The sequence below is a fragment of the Streptomyces griseochromogenes genome (assembly GCF_001542625.1).
In the GTDB taxonomy this organism is placed as follows: Bacteria; Actinomycetota; Actinomycetes; order Streptomycetales; family Streptomycetaceae; genus Streptomyces; species Streptomyces griseochromogenes.
In genome coordinates, this window is the sequence record NZ_CP016279.1 from 1,159,497 (window position 1) to 1,183,975 (window position 24,479).

General features: G+C 71.1%; 22 protein-coding genes. 11 read left to right on the forward strand and 11 right to left on the reverse strand.

Annotated features, from left to right (window positions below; translation table 11 throughout):
• Nucleotides 1–7 precede the first annotated feature (7 nt).
• From AVL59_RS05485 to AVL59_RS05495, 3 genes are all read right to left on the reverse strand, one after another.
• A complete protein-coding gene (locus AVL59_RS05485; RefSeq protein WP_067300055.1) occupies nucleotides 8–256 on the reverse strand; it encodes a hypothetical protein in 249 nt (82 codons plus the stop codon).
• A 25-nt stretch (nucleotides 257–281) separates the two neighbouring features.
• Nucleotides 282–788, reverse strand: a complete 507-nt coding sequence (locus tag AVL59_RS05490; RefSeq protein WP_067300056.1) for a sigma factor-like helix-turn-helix DNA-binding protein — start codon at nucleotides 786–788, stop codon at nucleotides 282–284.
• 132 nt (nucleotides 789–920) lie between these two features.
• Nucleotides 921–1,427, reverse strand: a complete 507-nt coding sequence (locus AVL59_RS05495) for a MarR family winged helix-turn-helix transcriptional regulator (protein ID WP_208870575.1) — start codon at nucleotides 1,425–1,427, stop codon at nucleotides 921–923.
• Nucleotides 1,428–1,588: 161 nt separating this feature from the next.
• Here AVL59_RS05495 and ilvA point away from each other — a divergent pair, with 161 nt between their 5' ends.
• The 3 genes from ilvA (at nucleotide 1,589) to AVL59_RS05510 (ending at nucleotide 4,846) form a co-directional block, all read left to right on the forward strand.
• Nucleotides 1,589–2,818 (forward strand): threonine ammonia-lyase, encoded by a 1,230-nt coding sequence (gene ilvA, locus AVL59_RS05500; RefSeq protein WP_067300057.1) that lies wholly within the window; start codon nucleotides 1,589–1,591, stop codon nucleotides 2,816–2,818.
• 190 nt (nucleotides 2,819–3,008) lie between these two features.
• Nucleotides 3,009–3,992: an ATP-binding cassette domain-containing protein gene (locus AVL59_RS05505; RefSeq protein ID WP_067300058.1), complete on the forward strand. Its 984-nt coding sequence runs from the start codon at nucleotides 3,009–3,011 to the stop codon at nucleotides 3,990–3,992.
• Nucleotides 3,989–4,846, forward strand: a complete 858-nt coding sequence (locus AVL59_RS05510; RefSeq protein WP_067300059.1) for an ABC transporter permease — start codon at nucleotides 3,989–3,991, stop codon at nucleotides 4,844–4,846. The genes AVL59_RS05505 and AVL59_RS05510 overlap by 4 nt, the downstream gene beginning before the upstream one ends.
• 66 nt (nucleotides 4,847–4,912) lie before the next feature.
• Here the strand turns inward: AVL59_RS05510 and greA are convergent, their stop codons facing one another.
• Both greA and AVL59_RS05520 read right to left on the reverse strand, forming a co-directional pair.
• Nucleotides 4,913–5,413 (reverse strand): transcription elongation factor GreA, encoded by a 501-nt coding sequence (greA, locus tag AVL59_RS05515; RefSeq protein ID WP_067300060.1) that lies wholly within the window; start codon nucleotides 5,411–5,413, stop codon nucleotides 4,913–4,915.
• Between the two features lie 212 nt (nucleotides 5,414–5,625).
• Nucleotides 5,626–6,024: a DUF4307 domain-containing protein gene (locus AVL59_RS05520; RefSeq protein WP_067300061.1), complete on the reverse strand. Its 399-nt coding sequence runs from the start codon at nucleotides 6,022–6,024 to the stop codon at nucleotides 5,626–5,628.
• A 225-nt stretch (nucleotides 6,025–6,249) separates the two neighbouring features.
• Between AVL59_RS05520 and mca the strand changes: the two genes are divergently transcribed.
• Nucleotides 6,250–7,110, forward strand: a complete 861-nt coding sequence (mca, locus tag AVL59_RS05525) for a mycothiol conjugate amidase Mca (RefSeq protein WP_067300062.1) — start codon at nucleotides 6,250–6,252, stop codon at nucleotides 7,108–7,110.
• Nucleotides 7,103–7,345 carry a hypothetical protein gene (locus AVL59_RS05530; RefSeq protein ID WP_079146535.1) on the forward strand — a complete coding sequence of 81 codons (243 nt, stop codon included), beginning with the start codon at nucleotides 7,103–7,105 and terminating at the stop codon, nucleotides 7,343–7,345. The genes mca and AVL59_RS05530 overlap by 8 nt, the downstream gene beginning before the upstream one ends.
• Nucleotides 7,346–7,430: 85 nt before the next feature.
• Here the strand turns inward: AVL59_RS05530 and AVL59_RS05535 are convergent, their stop codons facing one another.
• Both AVL59_RS05535 and AVL59_RS51995 read right to left on the reverse strand, forming a co-directional pair.
• The gene (locus AVL59_RS05535; protein ID WP_067300064.1) at nucleotides 7,431–10,634 is read right to left on the reverse strand and encodes a tetratricopeptide repeat protein; all 3,204 of its coding nucleotides are present in this window, start codon (nucleotides 10,632–10,634) and stop codon (nucleotides 7,431–7,433) included.
• 185 nt (nucleotides 10,635–10,819) lie between these two features.
• Entirely contained in the window at nucleotides 10,820–11,248 is a 429-nt protein-coding gene (locus AVL59_RS51995) for a hypothetical protein (RefSeq protein WP_067300065.1), read from the reverse strand.
• 130 nt (nucleotides 11,249–11,378) lie between these two features.
• Between AVL59_RS51995 and AVL59_RS52000 the strand changes: the two genes are divergently transcribed.
• The 6 genes from AVL59_RS52000 (at nucleotide 11,379) to AVL59_RS05570 (ending at nucleotide 20,682) form a co-directional block, all read left to right on the forward strand.
• Nucleotides 11,379–11,969 (forward strand): ArsR/SmtB family transcription factor, encoded by a 591-nt coding sequence (locus AVL59_RS52000; RefSeq protein WP_067300066.1) that lies wholly within the window; start codon nucleotides 11,379–11,381, stop codon nucleotides 11,967–11,969.
• The gene (locus AVL59_RS05550; RefSeq protein WP_067300067.1) at nucleotides 11,950–13,980 is read left to right on the forward strand and encodes a thioredoxin domain-containing protein; all 2,031 of its coding nucleotides are present in this window, start codon (nucleotides 11,950–11,952) and stop codon (nucleotides 13,978–13,980) included. Before AVL59_RS52000 ends, AVL59_RS05550 begins: the two co-directional genes overlap by 20 nt.
• A 213-nt stretch (nucleotides 13,981–14,193) precedes the next feature.
• Complete coding sequence (locus AVL59_RS05555) at nucleotides 14,194–15,462, forward strand: glycosyltransferase (RefSeq protein WP_067300068.1); 1,269 nt, start codon at nucleotides 14,194–14,196, stop codon at nucleotides 15,460–15,462.
• A complete protein-coding gene (locus AVL59_RS05560; protein WP_067300069.1) occupies nucleotides 15,459–17,111 on the forward strand; it encodes an ArnT family glycosyltransferase in 1,653 nt (550 codons plus the stop codon). The genes AVL59_RS05555 and AVL59_RS05560 overlap by 4 nt, the downstream gene beginning before the upstream one ends.
• The gene (locus AVL59_RS05565) at nucleotides 17,108–18,289 is read left to right on the forward strand and encodes a glycosyltransferase (RefSeq protein WP_067300070.1); all 1,182 of its coding nucleotides are present in this window, start codon (nucleotides 17,108–17,110) and stop codon (nucleotides 18,287–18,289) included. The genes AVL59_RS05560 and AVL59_RS05565 overlap by 4 nt, the downstream gene beginning before the upstream one ends.
• Entirely contained in the window at nucleotides 18,286–20,682 is a 2,397-nt protein-coding gene (locus tag AVL59_RS05570) for a glyoxal oxidase (RefSeq protein ID WP_067300071.1), read from the forward strand. The genes AVL59_RS05565 and AVL59_RS05570 overlap by 4 nt, the downstream gene beginning before the upstream one ends.
• Here the strand turns inward: AVL59_RS05570 and AVL59_RS05575 are convergent, their stop codons facing one another.
• The 4 genes from AVL59_RS05575 to trhA form a co-directional block, all read right to left on the reverse strand.
• Entirely contained in the window at nucleotides 20,683–21,414 is a 732-nt protein-coding gene (locus AVL59_RS05575) for a Mut7-C RNAse domain-containing protein (RefSeq protein ID WP_067300072.1), read from the reverse strand. It abuts the gene before it with no gap.
• A gap of 33 nt (nucleotides 21,415–21,447) precedes the next feature.
• Nucleotides 21,448–22,080, reverse strand: coding sequence for a TetR/AcrR family transcriptional regulator (locus tag AVL59_RS05580; protein ID WP_443732246.1), 633 nt, complete (start codon nucleotides 22,078–22,080; stop codon nucleotides 21,448–21,450).
• 5 nt (nucleotides 22,081–22,085) lie between these two features.
• Nucleotides 22,086–23,654: an MFS transporter gene (locus tag AVL59_RS05585; protein ID WP_067300074.1), complete on the reverse strand. Its 1,569-nt coding sequence runs from the start codon at nucleotides 23,652–23,654 to the stop codon at nucleotides 22,086–22,088.
• Nucleotides 23,655–23,759: 105 nt separating this feature from the next.
• Nucleotides 23,760–24,473, reverse strand: coding sequence for a PAQR family membrane homeostasis protein TrhA (trhA, locus tag AVL59_RS05590; RefSeq protein WP_067300075.1), 714 nt, complete (start codon nucleotides 24,471–24,473; stop codon nucleotides 23,760–23,762).
• Nucleotides 24,474–24,479: the final 6 nt, after the last annotated feature.

Consider the following 24,479-nt stretch of genomic DNA (forward strand, 5'->3'; position numbering starts at 1 on the left):
GCAGGAGTCACCAGCCGGTGATCGGTGGAGTCGTCTGCGACGGCGGCTCCACCCACGGGTGGGCGCGCGCCGCCCACACGGTGAAGGCCACGGCCGCGGCGCACAGCAGCAGCCACAGCAGTCGGCGGAGGACCCGCTCGCGGCGCAGCAGACGGCTGCCGCGGCGGACGACCTCGCCGTACAGGTCCGGCGGCACGGGTGCCGGCGCCCGCTCCATGATCTGCCGCGCCGCGGCCTCCCGTTCGGGCCGGTTCACCGGGGCCCGCCCGCACGCCGTGGCCTCATGACGGTGCCACCTTCGCACCGCCCATCGCGCGCGGGGCGGCCGTGCGCGCCGGGTGCAGCAGTGTGGCCGTCGCACGGTCGCAGATGGTGTGCACGCGCTCGGCGGGCAGGCCGAGCAGTGCCGCCGTCTGTTCCTCGGCGACCCCCTCGTACAGCCGCAGCACCAGGATCAGCCGCTCCTGGGGCGTCAGGGCGGCGAGCGGGCTGCGCGGATGGGGCCGGGCGCGGCCGAAGGCGCCGTACTGGTGCCATGTCCCGTGCGAGAAGCGAGTGGCGAGGTACTGGCGGGCGCAGTCGTACGGGTCCTCGCCGCGCAGCCGGTCCCAGCGGGCGTAGGTGTGGGCGAGGGCCAGCGTCAGCAGCCTTCGCGCGCGCGGATTGGCGTCCGGCGCCTCGGCGGTGAGCAGTGTGGCGGCATGCTGCAGCCGGCCGGCCGCGCCCGCCACGAACGCCTCGAACTCCCGGGCCCGGCGGGCATCGCGGGATGCCTGCCGATCACGCACCGCGCCTCCCCCCCTGAGGGGGCCCTGTCCGGCACGGGGCGGTGAACCGCGTACGACGCAGGACCCGGTCTCATATGAGGCCAGCGGCGGCCCAGGGTCAAGACTTCGGACCGCACCCGTGCGGTGCGTGCCTCAGGCCGTGGTCGGCTGCTCCGAGGAGGGCACCCCCTGGACCGTCATACGGGCCGAGAGCGCGCTGTTGAAGCGCGTGAGGAGCGTGCAGAACTGCTCGCGCTCCTCCGGGGCCCAGTCGTGTGTCAGCTCGGCCATCAACTGACGCCGGGAGGAACGCACTTCCTCCAGCCGCGACAGACCGCGCGGCGACAGCTGGAGTACCACCGCCCGCCCGTCCTCCGGGTGCGAGGTGCGCTTGACGAGCCCGGTGTCGACCAGCGGAGCCACCTGCCGCGTGACCGTGGACGAGTCGATCCCCATGCTCGCGGCCAGCGCCTTGACGCCCATCGGACCCTCGTTGTCGAGGCGGTTGAGCAGCAGATACGCGGCGCGGTCCATGGAGTTGCGCACCTGTCCGACGCCGCCGAGCCGGGTCTGTTCGGCACGCCGGGCGAACACCGCCACCTCGTGCTGGAGGGTGTCGAGAAGACCGGTGTCACCGACGGTCGTCATGTCCATCGACATTTCAGGTGTTGTGGGCATGGCCGGAGGCTCGCTTCATGAAGGGTGCTGGGTTGGGGGACAGGGTACGCGGCCCGGGGGCGGGCCGTACCGGCGCTGCGCAAACCGGTCTCGGAGGTTGGTCACACCCGTCGTGTGCGACCGTGAACTGCGAGACTTGGGTCATGAGCTACGGCACTACTGACTCCTTGCGCTCCGTCACCCTCGACGATGTGCGCGGAGCCCAGAAGATGCTCTCCGGAGTGGCGCGGGTGACCGCCATGGAGGGCAGCCGGCACCTGTCCCAGCTGATCGGCGCGCCGGTGCACCTCAAGTGCGAGAACCTGCAGCGCACGGGCTCGTTCAAGCTGCGCGGCGCCTACGTCCGGATCGCCGGGCTGCTGCCGGAGGAACGTGCCGCCGGGGTGGTGGCCGCGAGCGCCGGCAACCACGCGCAGGGCGTGGCGCTGGCCTCCTCGCTGCTGGGCGTGCACGCCACCGTGTTCATGCCGAAGGGCGCCCCGCTGCCGAAGATCAGCGCCACCCGGGACTACGGCGCCGAGGTGCGCCTGCACGGCCAGGTGGTCGACGAGACGCTGGCCGCCGCCGAGGAGTACGCGGCCGAGACCGGCGCGGTGTTCATCCACCCCTTCGACCACCCCGACGTCATCGCAGGTCAGGGCACGGTCGGCCTGGAGATCCTGGAGCAGTGCCCGGAGGTGCGCACCATCGTCGTCGGTATCGGCGGCGGCGGGCTCGCGGCCGGGATCGCGGTCGCGGTGAAGGCGCTCAGGCCGGACGTCAGGATCGTCGGGGTGCAGGCGGAAGGGGCCGCGGCCTATCCGCCCTCGCTCGCGGCCGGCCGTCCGGTGTCGGTGCACAACCCGGCGACGATGGCCGACGGCATCAAGGTGGGCCGCCCGGGCCTGGTGCCGTTCGGGATCATCAGCGATCTGGTGGACGAGGTACGCACGGTCAGCGAGGACCAGCTGTCGGCCGCGCTGCTGCTGTGCCTGGAGCGGGCCAAGCTGGTCGTCGAACCGGCCGGCGCGAGCCCGGTGGCGGCCCTGCTCGGCGAGCCCGGCGCCTTCCCCGGCCCGGTCGTCGCCGTGCTGTCCGGCGGCAACGTCGATCCGGTGCTGCTCCAGCGGGTGCTGCGGCACGGCATGGCCGCGCAGGGCCGCTACCTGGCGGTCCGGCTGCGGCTGACCGACCGGCCCGGCGCCCTCGCCACGCTCCTCGGGGTGTTGTCAGTGGTCGACGCCAACGTCCTCGACGTGAGCCATGTACGAACCGATCCCCGGCTCGGGCTCACGGAGGCGGAGGTGGAGCTGCACCTCGAGACGAAGGGACCGGCGCACTGCGCCGAGGTCGGCCAGGCCCTGCGCGAGGCGGGCTACACGGTCATCGACTGAGGTCCGGGGCGGCGCTGGCATTCGTTCGGAGAAATGCATTGAGGGACGCGATACATCGCGTTATGGTGTGTCGTGCGGCCGCCGGTCCGCCGGATCGCCTGCGGAAATCCGCAGGTGAAAAACCCTGGGCGGCGCCGAGCGCGCAAACCTACTCTCTCTTCCGAAGAATCCCGACGACGTGGAGACTCACATGCCAGGCGCCATCTATGCCGAAGGCCTGGTGAAGACCTTCGGCGACGTAAAGGCACTGGACGGCGTCGACCTCGATGTCCCCGAGGGCACGGTCCTCGGCCTGCTCGGGCCGAACGGCGCCGGCAAGACGACGACGGTCCGCTGTCTGACCACACTGCTCCGTCCCGACCACGGCAAGGCGGTCGTCGCGGGCGTGGACGTCCTCAAGCACCCCGACACCGTCCGCCGCTCCATCGGCCTGTCCGGACAGTTCGCGGCTGTCGACGAATACCTGACCGGCCGGGAGAACCTCCAGATGGTCGGGCAGCTCTACCAGATGAAGGCCAAGGCGGCCAAGCGGCGCGCGGCCGAGCTGCTGGAGCAGTTCAACCTCGCGGACGCCGCCGACCGCCCCGCCAAGACCTACTCCGGAGGCATGCGCCGCCGGCTCGACCTCGCCGCCGCCCTCGTGGTCTCACCGCCCGTGATGTTCATGGACGAACCGACGACCGGCCTCGACCCGCGCAACCGCCAGCAGCTGTGGGAGGTCATCAAACAGCTCGTCTCCGGCGGTACGACGCTGCTGCTCACCACGCAGTACCTCGAAGAGGCCGACCACCTCGCCCATGACATCGCCGTCGTCGACCACGGCCGTGTCATCGCCAAGGGCACCTCCGACCAGCTCAAGGCCCGCACCGGCGGCGAGCGCGTCGAGGTCGTGGTGCACGAACGCGAGCACATATCGACCGCCGCCGAAGTCCTGCGAGGCTTCGGCAAGGGCGAGACCACCGTCGAGGAGCACACCCGCAAGCTCACCGTCCCCGTCACCGGCGGCGCCAAGCTGCTGGCCGAGGTCATCCGGGAGCTGGACGGCCGCGGGATCGAGATAGACGACATCGGCCTGCGCCGCCCGACCCTCGACGACGTCTTCCTGTCCCTGACCGGACACATGGCCGAGACGGCCGAACAGAGCGAGACGAACGGCAAGGAGGCCGTGAAGTGAGTGCCGTCACCGATGCCGTGCCTGTCGCGGCCCCCGGCAACCCCATCGGCCGGTCCATCCGCGACTCGCTGATCGTTGCAAAACGCAATCTGATCCGTATGTCCCGAATCCCGGAAGTGGTGATCTTCGGGCTGATACAGCCGATCATGTTCGTGGTGCTGTTCACCTATGTGTTCGGCGGCTCCATGCGGATCGGCGGCAGCACCAGCACCGAGTCCTACAAGAACTTCCTGATGGCCGGCATCTTCGCGCAGACCGTCACCTTCGCCACCGCCAGCGCGGGCGCGGGCATCGCCGACGACATGCACAAGGGCCTCATCGACCGCTTCCGCTCCCTGCCCATGGCGCGCGGTGCGGTGCTGACCGGGCGGACCCTGGCCGACCTGGTCCAGACGGCGCTCACCCTGCTGGTCCTCTCCGTCGTCGCGCTCCTGGTCGGCTGGCGGGTCGGGACCTTCCACGACACCGACGCCCTCCGGGTCCTCGCGGCCTTCGGCCTGCTGCTCCTGCTCGGGTACGCGTTCACCTGGGTGGGTGCTCTCATCGGCCTGAGCGTGCGCACCCCGGAGGCGGCCACCTCCGGCGGACTGGTCTGGCTCTTCCCGGTGACCTTCATCTCCAGCGCGTTCGTGGACACCACCTACATGACCCCGTGGCTGCGCCACATAGCGGAGTGGAACCCGTTCAGCGCCACCGTCGAGGCGGCCCGCGTGCTGTTCGGCTCCCCCGGGCAGTCCCACTCGACCGCCTGGCCCATGCAGCACTCGATCTGGGCCTCGCTGATCTACTCGGTCCTGATCGTCGTCGTCTTCCGCACCCTGGCGGTCCGCAGGTACCGCTCGGCGACCGCCTGACAGCACGACAGCGCCCCCCGGCGTCACATGGACGCCGGGGGGCGCTGTGCGAATCGGGGGGCGGGCTCAGCCCGAGTACGGCTCGGCCTTCAGGATCCGCACCGAGGCCTTCTTGCCGTTCGGCAGCTCGTACTCCGCGTCCTCGCCGACCTTGTGGCCGATGACGCCGGCGCCGAGCGGGGACTGCGGCGAGTACGTCTCGATCTCGGCGCTCGCGTACTCGCGTGAGGCGAGCAGGAACGTCATCGTGTCGTCCTCGTCACCGTCGAAGGCGATCGTGACGACCATGCCTGGCGCGACGGCACCGTCCGCGGAGGCCGGAGCCTCGCCGACCTGGGCGTTCTCCAGGAGCTGGGTCAGCTGGCGCACGCGGAGCTCCTGCTTGCCCTGCTCCTCCTTGGCCGCGTGGTACCCGCCGTTCTCGCGCAGGTCTCCCTCCTCGCGCGCGGCCGCGATCTTGGCGGCGATCTCCGTGCGCGCAGGACCAGTAAGGTACTCAAGCTCATCCTTGAGCTTGTTGTACGCCTCCTGGGTCAGCCAGGTGACGTTCTCGCTGGTCTGGGTCACAGGGTGCTCCTCGTCGGTACTGGGAATACAAAGCATCGCCCTACCCAGAAGCATGTTCCCTCTTGGATGGGCGAAACCACGAGCCTAACAATTCCGTGGCCAAAGGGGGAGGACATAAGCCATCAGAATCACATCAACGCAGGTCAGCGCCTACGCATTCCGGGTGACATCGGGCGTTGTGCGGGGGTCGGCGCGCGGGTTCGGCCGGTGGATCAGTCCGCGTGACAGCCGAGCAGCTCGGCCGTCGTGCCCTTCGCCGTCGTACGGAGCGTGACGACCTTGTCGATGCGCGTGGCCGAGCCGGTGAAACGGAAGTCCGCCCGGCCCACCTCGGAGCCGTCGGCGGCCTGGGAGCGCAGCGTGCAGTAGCCGGAGGCGCCCGAGTCCTTGTGGACCTCCAGATGGACCCGGACCGCGTCGTCGGACGCGTCGAAGGTGATCACCTGGGCGCTGATCTCGTTCTCGGCGACGTAGTGGTAGGCGAAGTAGCCGACCAGGGCGAGCAGGGCCGCGCCGAGCACCGATCCGGCGATCCTGAGCTTGCGGTCGGCGCGCTCGTCCGAGGAGCGGCCGTAGCGGCCCTCGGGCAGCCGCGTGCTCGCCGTACTCATGATCGTCCTCCCGGCCGGGTCGGGACCGATGCCCCGAAAAGGGACCCCGGGGCGGGACCCCGGAATTATTCGCCCCCCGATTCGGTCACTATAGAAGCCGCCTGCCCGCCACCCGACCACCGCCCCTCAGGGACCCACCTACGGGGCGGCACCTTTCAACTGCACCCGAAGACACCGGGGCGCCGACATACCAAGGATTGAGTCTTGACTGAGCAGCTGCGACTGATGGCCGTTCATGCGCACCCCGACGACGAGTCGAGCAAGGGCGCGGCCACCATGGCGAAGTACGTGTCCGAGGGGGTGGACGTCCTGGTGGTGACCTGCACCGGCGGAGAGCGCGGTTCCATCCTCAATCCCAAGCTGCAGGGCGACAAGTACATCGAGGAGCACATCCACGAGGTACGCAAGAAGGAGATGGACGAGGCCCGCGAGATCCTCGGTGTGGGGCAGGAGTGGCTCGGCTTCGTCGACTCCGGCCTCCCCGAGGGCGACCCGCTGCCGCCGCTGCCCGAGGGCTGCTTCGCCCTGGAGGACGTCGACAAGGCGGCCGGTGAGCTGGTGCGGAAGATCCGCGCCTTCCGCCCGCAGGTGATCACCACCTACGACGAGAACGGCGGGTACCCGCACCCCGACCACATCATGACCCACAAGATCTCGATGGTGGCGTTCGAGGGCGCGGCGGACACCGAGAAGTACCCGGAGAGCGAGTACGGCCTGGCCCACCAGCCGCAGAAGCTCTACTACAACCAGGGCTTCAACCGCCCCCGCACCGAGGCCCTGCACCAGGCGATGCTCGACCGGGGCCTGGAGTCGCCGTACGGGGAGTGGCTCAAGCGCTGGAGCGAGTTCGAGCGCACCGAGCGCACGCTGACCACGCACATTCCGTGCGCGGACTTCTTCGAGATCCGTGACAAGGCGCTGATCGCGCACGCCACGCAGATCGATCCCGACGGCGGCTGGTTCAAGGTGCCGATGGAGCTGCAGAAGGAGGTCTGGCCGACGGAGGAGTACGAGCTGGCGAAGTCGCTCGCCGACACCTCCCTCCCCGAGGACGACCTCTTCGCGGGCATCCGCGACAATGCCTGACATGAGCGCAAGCGTGAGCCTGGCAGTGACGCACCTCGTCCCCCTCGCCAAGGAGGTCGACCAGAACAAGGTCACCCCCGGCGTCCTCGGTTTCGTCGTCTTCGCGGTGATGGCCCTGGCCGTGTGGGGCCTGATGAAGTCGATGAACAAGCACATGCAGAAGGTCGACTTCAAGGAGAGTCCCTCCGCGGAGGAAGCGAAGGCCTCCGGCGGGGCCGAGCCGCAGAAGGGCTGAAGCGCCGGCGGTGCCGCCGTTCGGCACCGCCGTGGCCGCTCGTCCGTGGTCGCCCGCCGTCGTGGCGCGTCAGGGGAGCGGCCCCCTAGTCCCCCGACGTCACCGTCACCCCCATCACATCCCGGGCGTGGCGGTCCGGGGTCATTCCCAGGCGCCAGGCCTGCCAGCCCGTCTCCAGGCTCACGCCCCGCTCCAGCAGCAGGGCGTAGGCCGGCACGTACTCGCTCAGCTTCTCGTCCCGCAGGGGATGCGTGGCACGGGAGAGCTGGGCCAGTTCCTCCTGGACGACCGCCGTGCCGACGTCCACCCCGCCCGGCGCCGCGTACGGCAGCAGGGTGCAGCGCAGGAAGCGGGCCCAGTCCTCGCCGCGACGGTCGCCGAACGACGTGAACAGGGTCAGCGCCTCGTCGCACAGGGCGAGCGCCTGCTGCATCCGGGCGTTGCCCGCGTCCACCACCGCCAGCTCCAGGCAGGTCCAGGCCTCGCCATGGGCCACGCCGATGCGCTGGAAGTCGGCGCGGGCGTCCACGAGCAGCTGGCGGGCGAAACCCGAGTTGCGCAGGGAGCCGGTCTGCGCGGCCCGCTGGTCGCGGGTGACCCGGGCCGAGTGGTGCCGGGCGCAGGCGAGGCCGTAGACGTCCCGCATCCGGGAGAACATCGTGCGCGAGCGCTCCAGGTCACGGACCGCCTGGCCCAGCTCGCCGGTCTCCTCCATGGCCTGGCCGAGGTAGTACAGCGTCCAGGCCTCGCCGCGCGCGTCCTCGTTCTCCCGGTGCCGGGCCGCCGCCCGGCGCAGGCTCTCGACGGCGGGGGAAGGATCGCCGTCCACCAGCCGGGCCCGGGCCAGCTGGGTCAGCGCCCAGGCCTCCCCGCGGGCGTCGTGTGTACGGCCGTACCGCTCCAGGGCGGCCCGCAGCTCCGTCTCCGCGCGCGGTACGTCGCCCATGCGCAGCGCGAGCTGGCCGAGCTGGAAGTGAGCCCAGGCCTCCCCGTGCAGGGAACCGCCCTCGCGGTGCAGGACCAGGGAGCGGGTCAGCAGGTCGAGGGCCTCCGACAGCCGGCCGCGGTCGCGCTGGACCGCTCCGAGCGCGTGCATCGTCCAGGCCCGGTCCACCGCCAGCGCCGGAGCCGCCTGCAGGTCCAGGGCCTCCTGGAGCCTGGCGGCCGCCTCGGTGAGGTTGCCCTGGTGGTGCAGGGTGATCCCGAGGGAGCACAGGGCGCGGGCCGCACCCGCGTCGTGATGGGCCTCCCGGTAGAGGTCCACCACGGAGGTCAGGGTGGTGCGCGCCTTGTCCAGCTCGCCCAGCTGACGGGCCGCGATACCGGTGCGCCACTGCACCGAGCGCACCAGCAGGCCCTGGTCCACGGCCTGGGCCAGCTCGCTGATCTCACCGAGCCGGTAGAGGTCGCCGCGCAGCAGGCAGTAGTCGCACAGCGCGCCCAGCAGGTTCTGCACGGCCGCCTGGTCCACGCCCTCGGCCTGGCGCAGGGCCGCCGTGATGAAGCTGGACTCGTCGTCCAGCCAGCGCAGCGCCTCGTCCAGCGAGGTGAAGCCGTGCGAGCCGAACCGGTCCGAACGCGTCGACATGTTGCCGTCGACCAGCCGCAGCACCGAGTCGGCCAGCTCCGCGTAGTTCACGATCAGCCGTTCCTGCGCGGCCGCGCGCTCGGCCGGGTCCTCCTCGTCCAGCAGGCGGCCCAGTGCGAAGGCCCGCACCAGGTCGTGCAGCCGGTACCGGCTGCCGCGCACATGGTCGATCAGGCCGGCCTGTGCGAGGGCGACCAGATGCCGGGTGGCCTCCTGCTCGTCGGTGGCCAGCAGGGCGGCGGCCGCCGCCGCGCCCAGCGAGGCCCGGCCGGCCAGCGCGAGCCTTCTCAGCAGCCGCCGCGTGGCCTCCGGCTGGTCGGTGTAGCGCAGCCACAGCACCCGCTCCACCGGTTCCACCGGGCCGTACGCGGCCAGGTCCGTGGCCAGCTGCCGGGGTGAGCGCGGGCCCAGCGCCGAACCGGCGACCCGCAGGGTCAGCGGCAGGCCCCCGCACAACTCCCGGATCAGGTCGGCGGATTCCGCGTCGTACGGTCCCGAGGCGTCCTCGGCCGCCGCGGTCAGCAGTTCCTCGGCGCCCGCCGGGTCCAGGGCCCGCACCGGCAGGTGGTGCACCCAGGCCGGCAGGTCCGCGGGCAGCTCCAGGGGTGTGCGGGAGGTGATCAGGACCAGGCTCTCGGAGTGCTCCGGCACCAGGGCGCGCACCTGCTCCGGGTCCGAGGCGTCGTCCAGCACGATCGTCACCGGCAGGCCGGTCAGATGCCGGTGGTAGAGCTCGCAGAGCCGCTTGACCTGCTGGTCGGGGGAGGAGCGTTCACGGAACAGCAGTTGCTCGCGCGGCGCGCCGAGCCGGTTGAGCAGGTGCAGCAGGGCATCGCGGGTGGGCAGCGGCGGCTGCTCCCGGCTGCCACCGCGCAGGTCCACGACGACGGCACCCCGGAAGTGGTCCCTGAGTTCGTGCGCCGCGCGGACCGCCAGCGTCGTACGGCCGGAGCCGGGCTCGCCGTGCAGCACGACCACGGTCGGCCGGGTCTCGGTGGTCGCACGGGCCGCCTGCGCCCACTGTCTGATCCGCGCCAGCTCCTGCCGGCGTCCCGCGAACGGGCCGTCCGGCTCAGGCAGTTGACCGAACGACTGCTCCAGCACCGTGCGCCTGCGGGCCGCCGAGCTCTTGTCCGCGCCGCGCAGCGACGGGCCGCCGGGCTGCTTCGGGCCCGTGGAGGCGTTGAGCACCCGCTGCTGGTCGAGGAACGGGCGGATACCGCGCACCTCCAGCGCGGTCAGCCACTGCAGCCGCAGCTGCTCCGGACCGCCGGGCTGGCCGGCCGCGCCCGCGCGATGGTGGGCTGCGGGCAGATGGGAACCGGCCACCTTCACCACGGTGGCGGCAGCACCCACCACGCCCGCGGTGACGCCCGCGCCGACCGCCGTGCCGGCTCCGGTGCCGAGCACCAGGTCGGCGACGACGGTGCCGGCCGCGGCGACGGCCGCCACCAGCAAGGCGGTTCCGGCGCCCTCGCGTGCGCAGCGCTGGCCGAAGGTGAGACGGTCGGCCTCGGTCTCGTCGAGCGCGCGGGTGTAGGCCTCGTACTCCTCGGCGGCCGGCTGCGCGATGGCGTCCAGCGCGCCGCGCGCCCGCGAGAGCAGCAGCCGCCCGTCGGTCCGCCCGCCCAGGCGGCGCGCCTCCTCCTCCACGGCCCGCGCCAGCAGCCGCTCGGCCTCCGCCCGATGGTCGTCTCTCATGTCCCGTCCCCCTCCGGCGGCAACTCCTTTGCCTACGAGTGTGCTTCGGGGGTGACGCGAGCGCGAGGGGTCGGTGATCAGTGGGTGGGTGAGGGCTTTGGCATCGCGCCGGCGCGGGGCCGTCCTTCGCGTGAGCGACGGCGCCGAAGGCCGGCCGGGCCCCGACACGTACTCGCCGGCGGATGTCACAGCTGAGAGCGAGACCGCCGCTTGGGAGGACCGGACCGCCGGGCGTACGGGGACCGTATGTGCCCGCGCCCCTTGGACAGCGCCAGGAACACGCACGCCCCGGCCAGTAACCCCTCCGCCACCGCGCACGCGAGGGCCAGGACGAGGTCGCCGCCCGACCGGGCCGTCGTGATGTCGAACCACGCGTCCAGCACCGCCACCGACGCCGTCGCCGAAGCGGTGAGGCGGGCGCGGGGGTCGCCGCGCAGGCCCAGGAGGGCCGTCGTGGCGCAGCCCGCCGCCATGAGGACGTCCAGGCCGATCCAGGCCAGTGCCCAGTTGTCCACCCGCGTGCTGCCCGGCAGCGTCACGGCCAGCACCACCGTCCACGGCACCAGCAGGACAGCCGCCGCTCCCAGCGCGGTCAGCGCCCACTTCCTCGTCATCGCCGCCCCCTCCCCGCAGCCTCGTCCGGCCGCCTCCGACTGCCTCCACCGTAGATCGCAGAGAATATTCTGCAAAGGAAATTCGGCAATCTCGGGGACTTCTCAGGGTTCTCGGGGTTACCGTGACGGCATGACCGACGGCATGCCCGAGATGACCAGCCTTGAGCGCACCGCCCTCTACAAGTCCCTCGGTAATCCCCTGCGCCGCCGGATCCTCGACTACCTCGGCCGGCACGGCGAGGCCAACTCCACCGTCCTCGCCCGTGAACTCGGCGAAAGCTCCGGCACCACCAGCTACCACCTGCGCAAACTCGCCGAGCAGCGGCTCATCGAGGAGATTCCGGAGAAGTCCGGCGGGCGGGAGAGGTGGTGGCGGTCCCTGCCCTTCAGCCACACCACGCCCGACCCGGCCACGATGTCCCCGCAGGAGTACGCGGCCGCGGAGCAGCTCGCCCACCTCAAGATCGAGGTCGACACCGCCCTCTACCGCCGCGCCCACCGGGAGTACCGCGGCCCCGAGGGCTGGGCCCAGGTCCAGCGCCATGGCGCGTGGATGACCCGGGAGGAACTGCTCTCCTTCATGCGCGACTATCACGCCCTGCTCGAACGCCACGGCCACCCGCGCGAAGAGGCCCCGGAGGGGGCGCGCCCGGTGGCGATGCGTTTCTACGCCGTTCCGGAGCCCGTGGGAGAGTGGAACGGTGAACCGACTGGCCCATGAGACGTCCCCGTATCTGCTCCAGCACGCCGACAACCCCGTCGACTGGTGGCCCTGGTCGGCCGAGGCCTTCGACGAGGCCCGCACGACCGACAAACCCGTGCTGCTGAGCGTCGGGTATTCGAGTTGCCACTGGTGTCACGTCATGGCTCACGAGTCCTTCGAGGACCAGGTCACCGCCGACTACCTCAACGAGCACTTCGTCAGCGTCAAGGTCGACCGCGAGGAACGCCCGGACGTCGACGCCGTCTACATGGAGGCCGTCCAGGCGGCCACCGGCCAGGGCGGCTGGCCCATGACCGTCTTCCTCACCCCGGACGGCGAACCCTTCTACTTCGGCACCTACTTCCCGCCCGCGCCCCGGCACGGCATGCCCTCCTTCCGGCAGGTGCTGGAGGGCGTCAGGCAGGCCTGGACCGAGCGGCGGGACGAGGTCGCCGAGGTCGCCGGGAAGATCGTGCGCGACCTCGCCCAGCGGGAGATCAGCCACCAGGGTGCCGAGCCGCCCGGCGAGCCGGAACTCGCCCAGGCCCTTCTCGGGCTCACCCGGGAGTACGACCCGCAGCGCGGCGGATTCGGCGGCGCGCCGAAGTTCCCGCCGTCCATGGTGCTGGAGTTCCTGCTGCGGCATCACGCGCGCACCGGCGCCGAGGGCGCGCTGCAGATGGCCCAGGACACCTGCGAGCGCATGGCCCGGGGCGGGATCTACGACCAGCTCGGCGGGGGCTTCGCCCGCTACTCCGTCGACCGTGACTGGGTCGTGCCCCACTTCGAGAAGATGCTGTACGACAACGCCCTGCTGTGCCGGGTGTACGCGCATCTGTGGCGGGCGACCCGTTCGGACCTCGCCCGCCGGGTCGCCCTGGAGACCGCCGACTTCCTGGTGCGCGAACTGCGCACCCAGGAGGGCGGGTTCGCCTCGGCGCTCGACGCCGACAGCGACGACGGGAGCGGCCGGCACGTCGAGGGCGCGTACTACGTGTGGACACCCGAGCAGCTCCGTGAGGCACTGCGCGACGATGCCGAACTCGCCGCCCAGCACTTCGGGGTGACCGAGGAAGGCACCTTCGAGCACGGGCAGTCCGTCCTCCAACTCCCGCTGAACGAGGGTGTGTTCGATGCGGAGAAGGTCGCATCCGTCAAGGAACGGCTGCTGGCGGAGCGGGCCCGGCGCCCCGCCCCCGGACGCGACGACAAGGTCGTCGCCGCCTGGAACGGGCTCGCGATCGCCGCACTCGCCGAGACCGGCGCCTACTTCGGCCGGCCCGACCTCGTCGAAGCCGCACTCGGCGCCGCCGACCTCCTCGTACGCGTGCATCTCGACGAGCACGCCCGGCTCGCCCGCACCAGCAAGGACGGCCGGGTGGGGCCCAACGCGGGTGTGCTGGAGGACTACGCCGACGTCGCCGAGGGCTTCCTGGCGCTCGCGTCCGTGACGGGGGAGGGGGTGTGGCTCGACTTCGCCGGTCTGCTCCTCGACCATGTGCTCGCCCGCTTCACCGACCCCGCGAGCGGCGCCCTGTACGACACCGCCTCCGACGCCGAGCAGCTCATCCGCCGGCCCCAGGACCCCACCGACAACGCCACCCCGTCCGGCTGGAGCGCGGCGGCCGGCGCCCTGCTGGGTTACGCCGCCCACACCGGCTCGGAACCCCACCGGACCGCGGCGGAAAGGGCGTTGGGGGTCGTCAAGACGCTCGGGCCGCGCGTGCCCCGGTTCATCGGCTGGGGGCTGGCCGCCGCCGAGGCGCTGCTCGACGGGCCCCGGGAGGTCGCCGTGGTCGGGCCTTCGCCGACCGACGAGCGGACAACTTCCCTGCATCGCACGGCACTTCTGGGTACCGCGCCGGGCGCGGTCGTCGCCGCCGGGACTCCGGACAGTGACGAGTTCCCGCTGCTCGCCGACCGTCCGCTCGTCGGAGGCGAACCGGCGGCGTACGTCTGCCGCAACTTCACCTGTGATGCCCCGACGACGGATCCGGAGCGGCTGGCCGCGGCGCTGAACACCCGCTGATCGGCGCAGCGGAAGGGGGCGGCGGAGGCGGCGAACTGTCCGCATGTGAGCGGGTGTTCGGATATTACCGCTTCCCGCACCACGTTCCGAAACACGCTATTTATCGGAACAGCTCTTGCGCTTCACAGTTCCCTCCTACTGTCTCCACTGCGCGCGACGGGTGTGACGCACCGTCGTGTGCACCGGGGGTAATGGGGATCTGGGGGGATCTTTGTGCTGACGTCTGTCTTCGTCGCTGCCGTTTCACTCGCGCTGTTCTGGATGGCGGCCTTCACTCTGTGGTGGCAGATGCACGCGTGGCGCACGCCCGAGGTGCTCGCCTCCACCCGGTTCGGCAGACCGGACGGCGGCGAGCATCTGTCGTTCTCCCTGCTTCTGCCGGCCCGGCACGAGCAGGCCGTGCTCGACCACACCATCCAGCGGCTGCTGGAGTCCACCCACACCGACTTCGAGATCATCGTGATCGTCGGGCACGACGACCCCGGGACCACGGCGGTCGCCGAGCAGGCCGCCGCCCGTGACCCGCGGGTGCGGGTGGTCGTCGACGCCCACGAGAAGAAGAACAAGCCCAAGGCCATGAACACGGCGCTGCCGCACTGCCGCGGTGACGTCGTCGGGGTCTTCGACGCCGAGGACCAGGTCCATCCGGAACTGCTCGCCCACGTCGACCACGCCTTCAGGACGACCGGAGCGCACGTCGTCCAGGGCGGTGTCCAGCTCATCAACTTCCACTCCAGCTGGTACAGCCTGCGCAACTGCCTGGAGTACTTCTTCTGGTTCCGCTCCCGGCTGCACCTGCACGCGCAGGAGGGGTTCATCCCGCTCGGCGGCAACACCGTGTTCGTACGGACCGACGTCCTCAGGGAAGCGGACGGCTGGGACCCCGACTGCCTGGCCGAGGACTGCGACCTGGGCGTACGTCTGTCCAGCGTCGGCAAGAAGGTCGTCGTCGCCTACGACTCCGACATGGTCACCCGCGAGGAGACCCCCGGCTCGCTGATGTCGCTGCTCAAGCAGCGCACCCGCTGGAACCAGGGCTTCCTGCAGGTGTACCGGAAGAAGGACTGGAAGCAACTGCCCGCGCTCAGGCAGCGGTTGCTCGCCCGGTACACCCTGATGACCCCGTTCCTGCAGGCCTTCTCCGGCGTGATCATCCCGCTGAACGCGGCCGTCGCGCTCCTCCTCGACGTGCCCGTCGGCATCGCCTTCCTCACCTTCCTGCCGCTCGTCACCGCCGCCGTCACCTTCGTCTTCGAGGTGGTCGGACTGCACGACTTCGGCAAGCAGTACGGCCTCAGGGTCCGCCTCGTCCACTACGTGAAGCTCGTCGTGGGCGGCCCCTTCTACCAGGTCCTCCTCGCCGGAGCCGCGATCCGCGCAGTGTGGCGCGAGCAACGCGGCCGGAACGAATGGGAGTTGACCACTCACGTCGGCGCGCACCTCACCGCGGCCGAGCCCATCCGAGAGGACATTGCCGCGTGACCTCCACTCTTCCCGCGGTGACCACCCAGAAGGTCCCCGCGCAGCCCCGGCCTGCGCCTGAGGCGCGTCCGGCCGGCCGGACAAGCCCGCCGGAGCGGCTCCGCTCCTCCCGCTCCGACCTGCTGCTGTGCGGCGCCCTGCTGGTGGCGATCCTCGTCGTCCAGGGCTGGAACATCGCCGACTACCCGACCCTCAGCGACGACGAGGGCACCTATCTCGCCCAGGCCTGGGCCGTCCAGCAGGGCAGGGGCCTGGCCCACTACACCTACTGGTACGACCACCCGCCGCTCGGCTGGATCCAGATCGCCCTGCTCAGCTGGATACCCTCGGCGCTCAGCCCCGGCTCGATGACCGTCGGCTCCATGCGGGTCATCATGCTCGTCGTCACCGCCGTCAGCGCGGTCCTGGTCTACGCCCTCGGGCGGCGGCTGTCCCTGCCCCGCTGGGCCGCCGGGCTCGGCATGGCCCTGTTCGGACTCTCCCCGCTCGCGGTCGTGCTCAGCCGGGAGATCTTCCTCGACAACATCGCCGTGATGTGGCTGCTGCTGGCGTTCTGCCTGGCCGCCTCGCCCAGCCGCCATCTGTGGCACCACTTCGGCGCGGGCCTCGCGGCCGCCGCGGGCGTGCTCACCAAGGAGACGATGCTCGTCGTCCTGCCCGCCCTGTTCGTCACCATGTGGCGCCACAGCCACCGCGACACCCGCAAGTTCGCGCTCACCGGTGCCGTCACCGCCTGCGCCCTGATCGGCTTCTCCTACCCGCTCTTCGCCCTGCTCAAGGGCGAGCTGCTCCCGGGCGCCGGGCACGTCTCGCTGTGGGACGGGATCAAGTACCAGATGTCCAGGCCGGGTTCGGGCTTCATCCTGGACCGGGCATCCGGCTCGTACGGAGTGCTGCGCTCCTGGCTGTACTGTGACCGTGTCCTGCCCCTCGGCGGCCTCGCCGGAGCCCTGCTGCTGATCGTCACCTGGCGCTGGTCCGTCACCGCCCGAGCGCTCGCCGGACCGGCCCTGGCCGTGGCGGTCCTGGCCGCCGTGGCCATGCGCCCGGGCGGCTATCTGCCCGCCATGTACATCATCGGCGCCCTGCCCTTCCTCGCCCTGGTCCTGGCCGGCGGCGCCGCCTCCGTGACCCACGCGGTGCTGCGCCGGTGGCGCGAGGAGGACGAGAAGAGGTTCCTCACCGGCGGCCGGTACACGCTCGCCGCCGCCCTCGCCCTCGCCGCCGGCGCCTATGTCGTCCCGCACTGGTACGACGGCGACCGCACCGCCCTGACCGCCGACGCCAACAAGCCCTACCGGCAGGCCTCCACCTGGCTGAGCACGCGGGTCGAGAACCCGCGGCGCACCCGGGTCCTCGTCGACGACGCCCTCTGGCTGGACCTCGTGCACGCCGGATACCGGCCCGGGCCCGGCGTCATCTGGTTCTACAAGGCCGACCTCGACCCGGCCGTCACCAAGACCATGCCGCACGGCTGGCGGGACCTCGACTACGTCGTCGCCTCGCCGACCGTCCGCCGTGACGCCAAGGACCTGCCGAACGTCCGGGCCGCCATCCGGCACTCCGATCCGGTCGCCACCTTCGGCACCGGGGACGACCGCATCGAGATCCGGCAGATCCGGACGGCAGCCGCGGGAGGCGCGCGATGAGCGGCCACGAGTACACCGCGCCCGTCCCGGGCCTGGAAGCGGTCGAGGTACCCGAGCCGGGCGCCGTCACCATCGTCGTCCCCACCTTCAACGAGTCCGCGAACATCCGGCGGCTGCTGCGCCAGATCACCGAGGCGGTGCCCGCCCGGCTGCCCTGCGAGGTCGTCTTCGTGGACGACTCCACCGACGACACCCCCGAGGTGATCCGCGACGCCGCCCAGGACTGCCCGTTCCCGGTGGCCGTGCTGCACCGGGAGGAACCGGTCGGCGGGCTCGGCGGCGCCGTGGTCGAGGGGCTGAAGGCGGCGACCTCGGAGTGGATCGTCGTCATGGACGGCGACTGCCAGCATCCGCCGTCCCTGGTACCGGAGTTGGTGGCCACCGGCGAGCGGGCGAACGCCGCTCTCGTCGTCGCCTCGCGGTACATCGAGGGCGGCAGCCGGGCCGGGCTCGCCGGCAGCTACCGGGTGGCCGTCTCGCGCGGCGCGACCTGGCTGACCAAGGCGCTCTTCCCGCGCCGGCTGCACGGCATCAGCGACCCGATGAGCGGCTTCTTCGCCATCCGGCGCAGCGCGGTCACCGCCGAGGCGCTCAAGCCGCTCGGCTACAAGATCCTCCTGGAACTGGCCGTACGCAGCCGCCCCCGGCAGGTCGCCGAGGTGCCGTTCGTCTTCCAGGACCGGTTCGCGGGGGAGTCCAAGTCGAGCGCGCAGGAGGGCCTGCGCTTCCTGCGCCACCTGGCCGGGCTGCGCACCGCCTCACCCGTCGCCCGCATGGTCGGCTTCGGGCTGATCGGCGCGAGCGGCTTCGTGCCCAACCTGGCCGGACTGTGGGCACTGACCGCGCTCGGCCTGCACTACGTACCCGCCGAGATCCTCGCCAACCAGTTCGGTGTCGCCTGGAACTTCCTGCTCATCGAGCACCTGCTGTTCCGTGACCGGCGGGCGCACCGCCGCTGGTGGGACCGTCTGGGCCGGTTCGCGCTGCTCGCCAACGCGGACCTGGTGCTGCGCATCCCGCTGATCGCGCTGCTCGTCGGCCGGTTCGGCATGGGCGCGCTGCCCGCCACCGCGCTCGCGCTGGTGCTGACGTTCGTCCTGCGCTTCGTGGGGACCGAAGCGCTGGTCTATCTCCCGCGCCGGCGGGGGAACCGTACGACCGCAAGGAGAGCCGTGTGAACGAGCACCGCAGACGGACCGCGCTGGTCGGGGTGGGGGCCCTGACCGCCGGTCTGCTCCTGACCGCGCCGCAGCCGGCCGAGGCCGCGAACCTGGTGAAGAACCCGGGTTTCGAGAGCGCCGGCCCGGACGACATGCCGTACTGCTGGGAGAAGTCGGGCTGGGGCGACAACGACTTCGGATTCGAGACCACCTCCGACGCCCACTCCGGGGCCAAGGCGATGAAGGTCACGCTGACCCGCCGGGTCGACGGCGACCGCAAGGCCCTGATCACCGAGTCGACGGACTGCGCGCCGGTGGTGAGCGCGGGCAGGCAGTACGACCTCGGGCTCTGGTACAAGACCACGACCCCGGACGCCGGCATCACCCTCTTCCGGCACGACGCCACCGCCGGCTGGCAGTACTGGACCGACCTCAAGACCCTGGACATGGCGTCCGCCTGGACCCGGGCCACGGTCCGCACCCCCGAGGTCCCGGCCGGCACCGACCGGATCACCTGGGGCGTCTCCGTCTACGGCACCGGCTCGGCGACCACCGACGACTACACCATGGAGCAGGTCCCGGACACCCTCCCGCCCGCCCAGTGCACGGGCACGAACGACCAGTGCGCCAACGGCAGCTGGTCGGTGCTGCCGACGCGGAACCCGGTCCGCTCCATGCACTCCGTCGTGCTCGACAACGGCAAGGTGCTGCTGATCGCGGGCTCCGGCAACAGCGAGGAGAACTTCGACGCGGGCACTTTCACGTCCGCCGTGTACGACCCGGCGAACGGCACCTACAAGGTCATCCCCACGCCCAAGGACATGTTCTGCGCGGGCCATGTGCAGCTCCAGGACGGGCGGGTGCTCGTCATGAGCGGCAACAAGGCGTACCCGGTCCCGGGCGGGCACGGCTACGAGGGGTTCAAGGACTCGTACGTCTTCGACCCGAAGACCGAGACCTACAGCAAGACCAACGACCTCAACGACGGCCACTGGTACCCCTCGGCGACCGAGCTGGGCAACGGTGACGTCATCTCCTTCGGCGGCCTGCGCGAGGACTCCACCGGCTCCGTCACCAACGAGCTGTGGTCGGACGAGGACCAGCGGTGGCTGCCGCTGTGGAAGGTCAACCAGACCTGGTCGTACTGGGGGCTGTACCCGTCGATGGTCCTCATGCAGGACGGCCGGCTCTTCTACACGGGCAGCCATGTCTTCGGGAACAACATCCCCGGCACGGGCTCCGCGATCTACGACTACAACGCCAACACGGTCACCCGGATCCCGGGGCTGCGGGACAAGGACGAACGGGACCAGTCGGCGAGCGTGCTGCTGCCTCCGGCGCAGGACCAGAAGGTCCTCACGATCGGCGGCGGCAACATCGACTCCAACCCGGACGCGGGTCGTCTGACCGACCTGATCGACCTCAAGCAGGCGAGCCCGTCCTACATCGCCGGGCCGCCCGTCCCGCAGGGCACGGTGGACCTCGGCAACGGAAAGGTCGCCGAGACCGGCGACCAGGGCAAGATGTACGTCTCCGCCGTACTGCTGCCCGACGGCAAGGTGCTGGAGACGGGCGGCGCCCTGCACAACCGCGCCGACCCGGTGTACGAGTCCTCGGTCTACGACCCGGACACCAACACCTTCGACCCGGTCGCCGCCGACCCCGAGTCCCGCGGCTACCACTCCTCGGCGTTCCTGCTGCCCGACGGCCGCGTGATGGCCACCGGTGACAACCCGGGCAACGGCACCTGGAACCACAACGTGTCGATCTACACCCCGCCCTATCTCTACAAGGGCACCCGGCCGACGATCACCTCGGTGATCAACCAGGAGTGGAAGTACGGCGACACCCAGCGGATCACCGTCGACCGGCCCGTCGCCGAGGCCGAGCTGATCCGCCCGGCCGCGGTCACCCACTCCTCCGACCCCAACCAGCGGTTCGTGGATCTGCCCCTGAGCGTGGACGGCGACAACGTCGACCTCAACGTGACGAACAACCCGAACATCGCCCCGCCCGGCTGGTACATGCTCTTCGCGGTGGACGCGGGCGGGGTTCCCTCGGTGGCCCGGTGGGTGCACCTGACCGGTCCGGCGGCCCTCGGCGCGTCCGCCGCCTCGCCGCACGTCCACTCCTTCGCCGACGGACTGAAGGGCGGGACGTGGGGGCCGGGCGAGAAGCGGTCCTCCCAGAAGGTCAGCACCACGATCTCCGGGTGCGACCGGCACTACGGGTCGGTCAACGTGTGCGTGCCGACGGCGTTTCCGCCGCAGGTGAGGAAGACGGCAGCGGGGCGCTGCGCTTGGCTTCAGCGGAACCATTACGGGCGGCTGAAGGTCAACGGCGGTGATGATCCCCTTGGGTTGGACCGCGACAGGGACGGCGTTGCTTGCGGGAAGGGCGACGTGCGTTAGTCACTTCCGTCCGCTGAAATCCGCCAGGGCGCGTTCCACGATCGCTTCCAGTTGGTCGTGGTGCGCGCCCTTCCAGTACGCGCGGCCGCAGTCGGTGCACTGGGCGAAGACGTCGTACGAGCGCTGCGTGCCGCCCTTGAGCTGGTCGGCGACCTCTTCCTTGGTGGCCTGCGCGAGCAGGCCGTTGCAGGCGGTGCAGCGGGTCCAGGGGCGCAGGCCGGGGGCGAAGCGGTCCAGGACGTCGCGCAGCTGGTCGTCGGGGCGGGTGCTGTAGACGTACGCCCCGGCCCACAGTTCGCGGCGGCGCAGCAGGCCCCGGTCGCGGCTGAGCATGACCCGCCTCTCCGCGGCCGAGCGTGCGGCCAGCGCCGGGTCGCCGATGTCGGTCGACTCGTACGCCGTGTCCACGCCGAGCAGACGCAGGCGGCGGGCGAGGGTGCCGAGGTGGACGTCGAGGAGGAAGCGGAGCGGGGCGCCGGGAACCCGCTGGGGCCGTTGCACCGCGCGGACCGAGACGCGCTCGTCCGCCGCCGGGATGTGGGACGTCGGCACCTCGCGGCCGTCCACCACCAGCGCGCCGACCTCCGTCAGGGGGATCCCGAGGGACTCGATCACATGGCCGAGGGTCGAGACGCCGTCCGTGCCGAGCGCGGTGGCGCGGGCGCGCCGGGCGGGCGGCACGAACAGATGCAGCGCGGGGGCGACTTCGACATGGATCTCGGGACCGTTCACCTCGTCAGCATGGCATGCGGAACGGCTCGGGCCTCATCGGTTTTCGGTGGGCAGACCGTGTTCCAGGACGTCCAGGGCGTGGTTCATGAGGTCGTGCAGCTCGCCCTCGTGGCCGTTCTCCGCCCAGTACATGGAGACCTCCATCAGCCCGCCGATGAGGGACATCGCATACACCCGCACCTCCAGGCTGTCCGGCTCCAGACCCGAACGCTCCGCGACGGCCCGGCGCAGCAGCAGCCCGGTGGCCGCCATGCTCTCGAACATGCGGGCACGGACGGCGGGGACCTCCGCGATCAGCCTCGCCCTCAGCCGGGTCACCTCGGGCCCTTCGTTCATGCCCAGGGTGACGGCCCTGCGCATCACGTACCGCAGGGAGTGCGTGAGCGGCTCGTCCGCGGGGCGGGCGCGCAGCTCGTCCAGCAGGATCGCGTCGTACTCGTCCGTGAGGACGATGTCCTCCTTGGTCGGGAAGTAACGGAAGACGGTGGACGGCGACACCTCCGCCCGCTCGGCGATCTGGTCGATCGTCGTGGCGTCGTAGCCCTGTTCCTCGATCAGGGCGTACGTCGCCGTGCGGATCGCCTCCCGGGTCTTGATCTTCTTGCGTTCGCGCAGGCCGAGGCGGGGTCGGTCGGCGGCGGAGGTGGGGGAGTGTGCTGCCGTCATGACCGTCATTGTCCGGCATCTCCCACGGGCTCTGCCACGACCGGGGACTCCGCGCGTTCCGTGCGTCGTGCGACCGGGGTGTTGGGCAGGAGAGCGGCGGCCAGCAGTGCCGAGACGAGGGCCGCGATCGCGCACACCAGCAGGACCACGCCCATGCCGTGGACGTACGCGCTGTTCGCGGAGGCGGCGAGGTGTGCGGAGCCGGTCCTGTGCGCGATCAGGTGGGCGGCGACGACCGAGTTCCCGGCGGTGTCGGCGGCCGGTGCGGGCAGCCCGGTCACGTCGAGACGGTCCCGGAAGACGTCGGCCAGCAGGCTGCCGAGCAGGGCGATACCGATCGCGGAGCCCACCTGGCGCAGGGTCATCAGCAGACCGGAGCCGCTGCCGGCCCGGTCCCGGGGCAGGGTCGCGAGGGCGGCGGTCATGGCGGGTACGAGGGCGAAGCCGAATCCGAGGCCCGCGAGGGAGAGCCACAGGGCGGTGAAGCCGTAACCCGAGCCGGTCGTCGTACGGCTGCCGAGCAGGGCGGCGAAGGCCAGCACGACCAGGCCCGCGCCGACCGCGGCACGCGCCCCGAAGCGCGTGGCGAGCGCGGGGGCGAACTTCGCGGCGACGGACAGGCCGAGGACCATCGGGAGCATCCGGACGCCGGTGCCGAGGGTGTCGTTGCCGAGGACGGCCTGGAGGTAGGGCGGCAGCACGAACATCAGGCCGGACAGCACGAACATCACCAGGGTCGCGGCGACGGTGTTGAAGAGGAAGCCGCGCTGGGCGAGCAGGCTCATGTCCAGCATGGGGCGCCGCACCCGGCGCGAGCGCAGCACCAGGGCGGTGATCAGGACCGCCGCCGCGGCGAACACGGCGAGGATCAGCGGGTCGCCCCAGCCACGGTCCGGGGCCTCGATGATCGCGTAGATGAGGGCGCCGAGCCCGATGGTGGTGAACGCGGTGGAGAGGGTGTCGACCTTGGGGGTGGCCGGGTCGCGGGTCTCGGGCAGCAGGAACACGCAGGCGAGGATGGCGATCGCGGCCATCGGAACGTTGATCAGGAAGATCGAGCCCCACCAGAAGTGCTGGAGCAACCAGCCGCCGATGATCGGGCCCAGGGGCATGCCCAGCGCGGACCCGGTGGAGACGAGTCCGATGGCCTTGCCCTGCTCGTCGGACGTGAACAGCGACGGCAGCACGGACAGCGCCAGCGGCATGATCAGCGCGGCGCCGACGCCCATCACCGCGCGGGCGGCGATCACCACGCTCACGCTGCCGGCCAGGGTGCCCAGTGCCGAGCCGGCCAGGAAGACCACGAGTCCGGTGATCAGCATCAGCCGCCGCCCGAACCGGTCGCCGAGCAGCCCTGCCGGGAGCATCAGCGCGGCGAAGACGATGACGTACGCGTCCGCCATCCACTGCTGCTGACCGGTCGTGGCGCCGAGCTCGCCGGCCATGGTCGGCAGCGCCACGTTGAGGATCGTCGTGTCGAAGCCGAGCACCAGCATGCTCGCGATCAGAGCTCCGAGAGCCCACCAACGGCGGGGATCGCGTCGTGTGTCGTCGATATGAGTGATAGTAGCCATGAAATGAGAGTAGCTATCAAAATGTAGAGGCTGTCAATGGATGGTGGGTGGCAGGCATGAAAAATGGCCACGGCTGGTGAGCCGTGGCCATGGGAGCGGGAGGGGTTACGCGTGCTGGTACGCCACCAGTGAGATGCCGACGTAGTGGACGACGAAGGCGGCGAGTGTGAAGGAGTGGAACACCTCGTGGAAGCCGAACCAGCGCGGTGACGGGTTCGGCCGCTTGATGCCGTAGATCACGCCCCCGGCGCTGTAGAGGAGGCCGCCGACGATCACCAGGACCAGGACGGCGATGCCGCCGGTGCGCATGAAGTCGGGCAGGAAGAAGACGGCCGCCCAGCCCATCGCTATGTAACAGGGGGTGTAGAGCCAGCGCGGTGCGCCGACCCAGAAGACACGGAAGACGATGCCCGCGGCGGCCGCGGCCCAGATGCCCCACAGCAGCCACTGGCCCTTGGCGCCGGGCAGGAGCAGCAGGGTCAGCGGGGTGTAGGTGCCCGCGATGATCAGGAAGATGTTGGCGTGGTCGAGGCGGCGCAGGATGCCGTCCATCCTGGGGCTCCAGTTGCCCCGGTGGTACAGCGCGCTGACCCCGAAGAGCAGGCAGGCCGTCAGGACGTAGATCCCGCAGGCGACACGGCCTCGGCTGGAGTCGGCGAGTGCGGTGAGCACGAGGCCCGCGACGAGTACGGCCGGAAACATGCCGAGGTGCAGCCAGCCGCGGAGTCTGGGCTTGGCCGGATGCGGCAGGGAGGGCGCGGCGGGATCGCGGCCGTCGGCCGGCGTGTCCGTAGGCGCGTCGGGGGCGGACGCAGTCATGCGGGG